This is a genomic window from Nostoc sp. (genome assembly GCF_035638895.1).
Taxonomy (GTDB): Bacteria; Cyanobacteriota; Cyanobacteriia; order Cyanobacteriales; family Nostocaceae; genus Nostoc.
The window spans coordinates 1-7,529 of sequence record NZ_DASQZC010000581.1 but is presented as its reverse complement, the minus strand read 5'-3'; the positions used below and the strand labels follow the sequence as shown (position 1 = coordinate 7,529).

Genomic DNA, 7,529 nt, shown 5'->3' with positions numbered 1-7,529 from the left:
AGAACCAGAGATATCCCCAGAAGCACTAGAAACCGCAGAAAATTTTACTACTGCTATCAATAATTTTCATTGGCGGGCTGACTATTTGAAATTCTGTGAAGTTCTAGGTTTTACACCAGATAACTATGCTGAGGAGAAATATCAGCAATTTCGAGAATTGGTTAGCTATTTAGACTGCTTTGATAAGGAGGCGATCGCCAAGATGATTGAGGCAGGGAAATGACAGATACACCAGAACGACCAAGCCGACTTGACCGTATAGAGTCAATTTTGGCTACTGTAGCTGAACAACAAGCCACCAATACCCAAGCGATCGCCGAGTTAACCGATAACGTTACCCGTGTCTTAGGTCGTAGCGCAATTTTGGACGATGTTCTTTTGGAGTTACGCGATAGTCACGAAGAACTTAAGCGAGACTTTCTAGAGAATCAGCGAACTACTAACGCGGCATTAAATCAACTTGGGGCAATCTTGGTACAGCTAACACGGATTGATCCGCAAAACTAGCGGCGCCCGCAATGGTGGCAGTGGGCTTAAAACTACCTCATGGGAGATTTAGCACAGGGTCAAATCAAGGCGATCGCAAAAGTTAACATAGTTTTCTTTGGATATTTTCCCAGACCCAAATCACCGCATAGCAACTTACTAGGTAACGGATTTTATGTAAAAAAACCTTGTACAAATGCGTTGTATCTATAAAAAACCTGACAACTGCAATGGTTTGCAATCACTCTAGATTAAGGTGATGTAAACTTAAAAAAGCTTTTTATACAAAAAGCCAAAGAAAAAGCCTCCCATCGAGAACCGACGGAAAGCCCAATTTTAGTTATTACTATCTTATTGGTTCTCACGCGATTTACCACAATTCCAGGCAATATTAATATGCTGAATCACGGCAAATTGTTGTAAATCGTTTGAAAGGGGAGGCGCTCACGACACAAAAAAGCGCACAAAAAAAATGCAAAAACCCCTCGCTCATCTTGCCAGAAAACAGGGGGCTTTGAGGACTATCTTACAGCACAACTCGACTAGAGAACAACTAGCCAAGCAAATCCACCGTAATAGCCTCACTGACTCTCTAAGCATTCTCGAAAACTCAGGCTACACAGGCGATACAGCAATTTTCATCTTGGCTAATCTCCAAACTTTGGAGGTGGGAGCGTGAGAGAAAATTGTCAGTTTTGCGGTGGCGAATTTCGATTAAATGTGACGTGCGATCGTCGAACTAAAACCAGATATTTAAGGGCTGGCTGTTGCGATTCTCCCTTACGTCCCTGCCCTGAACCGGCTGAATTACTGCGATCGGCTAGCCTCACTTCTTCGGAGCGCGATTACTTACAGCGATTAGTCGAGCTTCACTGGTTTAGCGGTAAAGTTGCTTCTGTACTTCTCCAAATTGAAGCCAAGGTTAAGGCATCGCCGGGGGTGACAAATGCTTAGTAGTCGCCCAATTCCCACGAACAAAAATAATCCTTGTCCCATCTGTGAGAACGTCACAGGAGCTTGCCGAGTTTTTGCAGATGATACAGTTTTCTGTCACGGGCTGGCAGATACCCGAAAAGGCGAAAAAGCCAACGGCTATGTATGTGTAAAACCTAGCAATGGACATACAGCCACATTCAAACCTGATAATTCTGAACAATGGACAGAAGAACGGCGGCGCGAATGGGAACAGCGCAAAGCTTATCTACACCAGCAGGCCCAAGAGCAACACCAGCAGAAGCGAGAGAAAGCATTAAGCAATTGCTCACGCCATAAGCTTTACTCAGAAATTTTAGACGGTCTGCCCCAGGATGAAAAATTAATTGCTGAGTTAGAGGAAAGAGGTTTCACCCCAGAAGAAATTGCTAATTGTGGATTTAAATCCGTCGTCAGATATCAAGAACTACCAAGGGAGTTTGATAAACGTCTGCCAGGGGTCACAGAAGACAGTAAGAGGTTAATTGTTAGCGGTGATGGTTACTTGTGTCCAATTCGAGATTTTGACGGGCGTATCGTAGCGTTACAGCTGCGGCTGTACAATCCTGGTGATGGTGGACGTTATCGATGGGTAAGCAGTTCAGAGCAAACACTACCCCTTTTAGTTGGAGACAGCTTAGAGAATCCCTTGGCTGTATTTCATCCTGCCAAGCCCCAAGGAATTGCACTTGTAGAAGGTACAGGCGCAAAGCCATTTTTAACTAGTAGCCGATTTAATTTATTGACCATCGGCGCGGCTGGTGGTCAGTTTGCTGTCAGTGGTAATCTTCTAAAAGATTGCCTTGATAGGGCATTAGCTCAACCTGGAGAAGAGAAAAAGCTTGTCATTTTCCCCGATGCTGGAGACGTTCAAAATCGACAAGTAGTCAACCGATGGAAAGCCGTTACTGAATTATTGAATAGTTTTGGATGGGATTTCCAGTTTGGTTGGTGGGGTCAAATCACAAAAAATGATAGCGATATTGATGAGCTTGATTTCACTGAATACTCAAAAATACAGTACATTTCTGCTAAAGAATTTTTTGCGATCGTTGACCAACAGTTAAAGCTAATTGACCAACAAAAACAAACAGCAGATAAAGCCAGAGAGAAACGCAACGAAATAGAACAGCTTGCAAGTATTCGTCAACAACTAACTCACATTACAGAGATACCTTACCGTGTGGTAAACGTGCCACACATGGGAGAAGTCTTAAAAGATTTAGTTGAGCCGGGGACAGTTAATATAATTATCTCTGACACAGGCACGGGTAAAACCGAGGGTGCAAAACCGTTCGCTGACAATAGCGAAGCATTCTATAGCTGGCATAATCGGCGTTCACTTGGTCGAAAAATGAGCAGTGAATTAGGACTAAATTACAAAGATGATATTAGTGGTAATGGGCAAAAGAAAAAGGCTGCTTTTTGCTCTCCCAGTGCTTATCAATTTCCACCCCAAAATTTATCAAATGGGGGTGTTCTCCTGTTTGATGAATGCGATCAAGTTTTTGATTTTAACTTTGGTTCACTCTGTAATAAAGACGGTATCCGCCCGTTAATACTGGCAACACTTGAAGCACATTTTCAATCGGCGATCGCTGGCAATGGTATTGTACTTTGCATGAGTGCCGACACGACTCAAAAAGAAATTGATTACATCAAGGCAGTCACCCCAAAGGGTACACCAGTAAGATTAATCATCAATAAGTACCAGCCAAAAAGACCGGATATTAATCTAGATATTTCTCCTTCCCCAGAAGGTTTATTAGATTTACTGGTTAAAAAATTAAAAGCAGGTGTTAACTGCTTTGTGCTGGATGACATGAAAGATGGGGTTAAAGGCTGTAAGTCCATCGCTGAATATGTGCGGCAAGAACTAAAAGATATTCCCGATTTAACCCTTGAGATTCACTCCGATTCGATGGACGATCCCAACGTACAGGAGTTTGTACAATCAGCTGATAAAAAATCAGAGCAATATCGATTTGTTGTTACCAGTCCTTCGATTATTTCAGGTATTAGCCTCAAAAATCAGCGTTTTGTAAATGGTGTTTTTGCCTTCTGTAACGGCATTCTAGGCGATAGAGAGATTAAGCAGTTTCTCAATAGAGTTAGAGGTGCGGAAGACATTTATATGTGGATTGCTGAGGAGGGATACCCACCAAGAGGAGTTAACCCAGACTTGGTTACACCACAAGAAATTCATGATTATTATCAGCGAAATTATGCAGCCAACAGCAAGCATATTCTCTCATTCAAACATGATTATGATCCAATGACACACGAGTGGACATCACCACACTTTGAGTTATTTGTTAAAAATCTTTCTTACAAAATGATGACTATGAAGCATTTACGCCACTTCACTGTCGAGCATTTAAAAGAAATAGGCTATGGCATTATTGAGCAGCAGTTTACCCCGTCTAAAGGTACGAAAGAGATAGCAGATAAATTAAAAAATATCTGGGGAACTATCGACTTAAAAGAGGCAGAAACCATAGCAGCCGCTAGAATTTTGAGTGATGCTGAGATGGAGGCGATACAGCATAGCGGTGAAGATATACCCCCAGAATTAAAGCCAGCGTATCTCAAAACTCGAATGCTCCAAATATTCGGACAAGAGCTAATCGACGCTACGACCTTTGAACATAAATCTGGTACTGAGTTGTCAGGCTTTGCAGCAATGGCACTCAAAAATAAAGGCGGTCGCTATGGTCGTCACCTAGAAAATTTTTACTTGCTCAGTCAGGATATTGGGGAAGCGATCGCCCGTGATTATGCAGCCGAGGCAAGACAGTTAAAAGTATCTGGTGAAAGATTCGCTGGTGATATTCGGTGGAATGCTAGCAAACGTAAAGGATGGGAATTTTTAGGACTGCCAGAGTTTTTAAATCCTGATAAATGGTGGGAACCTAGAGATTATGAGCCAATGGGTAATACAGCCAAAAAGTACCATCATCGTGTTCGGGACACTTTAGGTTTAAAAGTTGAGAACATTACCAATGGTCAAATTTTTGGTGAACTCATGCACCAAATCGCGCTGGAATTAGAAACTAAAAAAGTAGACGGTCAAAAGTGGAAGTATCGCCGCATTACTCCCGAAAGTTGGAAGTTTGCTCAGATGTACTTGGCTCACAAGGAAGCGATAAAGGTAAAAGAGCCAGTGCTGGAAGTGGCAGCAGTGCCAGAGATAGACTCAGTGGTTTTAATGCTAACAGACTACTTACCCCAAGCTAAAACTAGGGAACAGTGCGAAGAATTGTTTAGCGTTGCAAATGAACAGCAGAAGAGTGAAGCTTGGGCGATGTTAGCACAGGAGGAGCAACAGCGAATATTTGCATTATTTGAAATACAAGCAATTCAACCTACCATTTTTGATCAACAGTCAACAATCAACAATCAGCAGTCATCTGCTGAAATTCTGAAAGTTGTCGCTAACGAAGTGATTGACCAAGTTGATCAAATCCAATTAATTGTAAAAAATTCTCCACAATTGGAAGTTGTCGCCAACGACGTGATTAATCAAATCGATCAGGCAATCAGCAAATTGTTGACGGTCTGCAATTTATCAGAATTACCAGTTACGACTCTTTGGCAACGGCGATTAGATAGGGCATTGCTTTTAGGCCAAGACATAGCAAGGCAGGTTTACCAATCGCTACCTCAGCAATTGCTAAATGATGTTTGGTCAACCTTGACGGCTGGTGTTCAAAGGGAATATATCAATTTATTTGAGGCGGGGTATGGGTGAGGTGCTGATTAAAAAAATTAGATATAACAGTTTGGTTTTATGCGATCGCCTAACATTGAGGGTCAATTTTCTTTACCCTCAAGACGTTTAATGGCTTCACTGTGGGCATCCTACTATTAAGTCGTTGATGCTTGAGGGTGAGATAGAGGGTTATATGCCAAAAAAGTTGGATGCTGAATTACTCGCTCGAATTGAAGAAATTTATCTTGGTGATCATGGACAAACTTACAGCACTCTGGCTAAAAAATTCCAAGTTGGTCTGAGTACTTTAGAGCGCGAAGGTCGAAAACGCAATTGGGCACAAAAGCGCGAACAGCAAAGTTCTGATAAGTTGCTCAAGCAATCAGCAATTGTCAGTGAGTCACTGGCAAGATTAAGCCCTAATGTTCTGGCAGAATTCGATCAGTTCAGTCAGAAAAGACTTTTGAAAATTATTCAAAAGGGATTGCTAGTTTTTGAATCAGTAATTGACCAAAACGCTGATAATCCGCGAGTTTTGGCAAGCTTGGCTGGGGGAATTTCCAAGCTCGTAGAGGTTCATTTAAAGCTGCAACCCTTAACACCAGCCGATTTAGTTGAAATACTGATAAAGCTTGACATAGGGCCGGAGGAATTTTTGTCTGAATTACGGCAACAAAAGCAAGCGAAATTAACCGCTTCCCAAAATTAGTAAATTACCAAAAATTTTATGCCTAAATTACGCAACGCAACAGAAAGATTAGGGACTTTCCGCCAGCTACATTCTTCTTTACATAAAGCCATTGATGATGGTTACTATGTTGTAGATGATACAGGAAAGCTGAATTTACTTAAAAAAGCAGAAGAAACTGGAGTACCTTCGTTGCTTAAAAAATTCTGGGCATTACAGCATGGCTGTGAGCTGCCCTCGGACGATGAGCTACTTCAATCAGCAGAAGTTAAGGAACTGTTTTCGCCACCTGAGAAAACGCCACGGGAACGCCGAAACAGCACTTCTTAAGTTTCTCTAGCTCCTACAATCGCACTAATCCCCACACCCCACCCATAAGCCAGGTGGGTTTAATTTTGGGATTCTAGGGGTGTGTAGGGTGTTGGCTGTGGGATGTTACCCGAAAATTGGTGTAGGCGATTTTGGGGGGGGGTAGTTTGAGCAATGCCCAATACCTAACACCCAATCGCCAACGTATTACAAAAGTTTGATTTTTGAGGTGAAGCTATCTAAGTATAAAAAGCCAGTAAATGTATAAGATTTGGGACACCCCCCCTTTTAATTTAAGTATTCAGTATATATTTAGGGGGGGGTGTTTCTCAACTAGCCTCAAAAATTCGCAACTAGGAAAAAGGAATTTTTGTAGCATATTTGTAATATACAAGGTGGGGAATTTTGATATAAGCCAAAGGATAGTGACGCGGCGGCGGGGCATAAAAGTTATGCTTTAAAATTTTTTAATAAGCATAACTCTTGTAACTGTCATGACAGACCGCATCGACCAAATCATAGAAAAGCTTCACCAACTGAAGAAAATCAGACAGCAGTTGCTCAATGAGCCAATGTCTGAGCCTGGGGCCTGGATTCATCAGTATGAAGTGCGGAAGCAATATAAAAAAGGTGGCGAGATTTATTGGTACGTGTACGCGAAATGGCAAGCTAATGAGCCAATTTTCAAGAGGAACCCAAAAGCTAGGCTAAAAGGGATTGTGAAGCGCGGCAAGAACCCAGAGTTTACCTGCCACCAACACATAGGCAGGGTAGGCAGTAGCACAGGGTTAGGAACTGATCCAGAGGTCACAGAAGCATATCAAGAGTGGGAAAATCGCAAGCGATTGGATGCCATCGACAAAGCAATTGATGAGATGGAAAACGCGCTCATTGGAGTTATGCCAAACTAAAATAATAAGGCATAACTACAAAGCGAGAGACGCGGCGGGAACCCCATTAGATAAGGTGATTTTATTCGCGGTTTGAGATTGAAAATTTAAAAGTTACGCGATATTAAACTGGAGTTGTCAGGCGATCGCTTTCAACCTGTTAGTATCTAAATACTGTCAAAAGATTTTGTAACTCGTTAGATTATCCGGGTTAACCAAATAACAGGATAATTAACAGGTTAGATAGTTCTGACGCATCTATGCTGTTATGAACTCACGCGATAATCTAACCAATACCCAAAAGCCTTGCTATACAACCATTTCAGATATATGCAGTGTTAACAGGTTATTGCAGACATAAACAGGTTATATTAACAGGTTATTGCAGACATAAACAGGTTATAGAACCCCCTTAATGCAGACATAACAGGTGTGTCCGTTAATTTAAATTAACGGACACACCTGTTATGTC

Annotated in this window: 8 protein-coding genes; all 8 read left to right on the top strand. The window is 41.9% G+C overall.

From position 1 onward, the window contains the following. Window positions 1–223 (top strand): hypothetical protein (locus VE944_RS28710; protein ID WP_324975897.1); only part of this gene is annotated, 223 nt, incomplete at its 5' end. After that, on the top strand, window positions 220–507 hold the full coding sequence (locus VE944_RS28705; protein WP_324985466.1) for a hypothetical protein: 288 nt from the start codon (window positions 220–222) through the stop codon (window positions 505–507). The genes VE944_RS28710 and VE944_RS28705, both read left to right, overlap by 4 nt. Window positions 508–958: 451 nt before the next feature. Further along, a complete protein-coding gene (locus VE944_RS28700; protein ID WP_324985463.1) occupies window positions 959–1,165 on the top strand; it encodes a hypothetical protein in 207 nt (68 codons plus the stop codon). Beyond that, on the top strand, window positions 1,162–1,440 hold the full coding sequence (locus VE944_RS28695; RefSeq protein ID WP_324985461.1) for a hypothetical protein: 279 nt from the start codon (window positions 1,162–1,164) through the stop codon (window positions 1,438–1,440). The genes VE944_RS28700 and VE944_RS28695 overlap by 4 nt, the downstream gene beginning before the upstream one ends. Then, window positions 1,433–5,209: a hypothetical protein gene (locus tag VE944_RS28690; RefSeq protein ID WP_324985458.1), complete on the top strand. Its 3,777-nt coding sequence runs from the start codon at window positions 1,433–1,435 to the stop codon at window positions 5,207–5,209. Before VE944_RS28695 ends, VE944_RS28690 begins: the two co-directional genes overlap by 8 nt. Before the next feature lie 154 nt (window positions 5,210–5,363). After that, window positions 5,364–5,879: a hypothetical protein gene (locus VE944_RS28685; RefSeq protein WP_324985455.1), complete on the top strand. Its 516-nt coding sequence runs from the start codon at window positions 5,364–5,366 to the stop codon at window positions 5,877–5,879. An 18-nt stretch (window positions 5,880–5,897) separates the two neighbouring features. Beyond that, complete coding sequence (locus tag VE944_RS28680; RefSeq protein ID WP_324985452.1) at window positions 5,898–6,188, top strand: hypothetical protein; 291 nt, start codon at window positions 5,898–5,900, stop codon at window positions 6,186–6,188. A gap of 473 nt (window positions 6,189–6,661) precedes the next feature. Beyond that, window positions 6,662–7,078: a hypothetical protein gene (locus VE944_RS28675; RefSeq protein ID WP_324985449.1), complete on the top strand. Its 417-nt coding sequence runs from the start codon at window positions 6,662–6,664 to the stop codon at window positions 7,076–7,078. Window positions 7,079–7,529 lie beyond the last annotated feature (451 nt).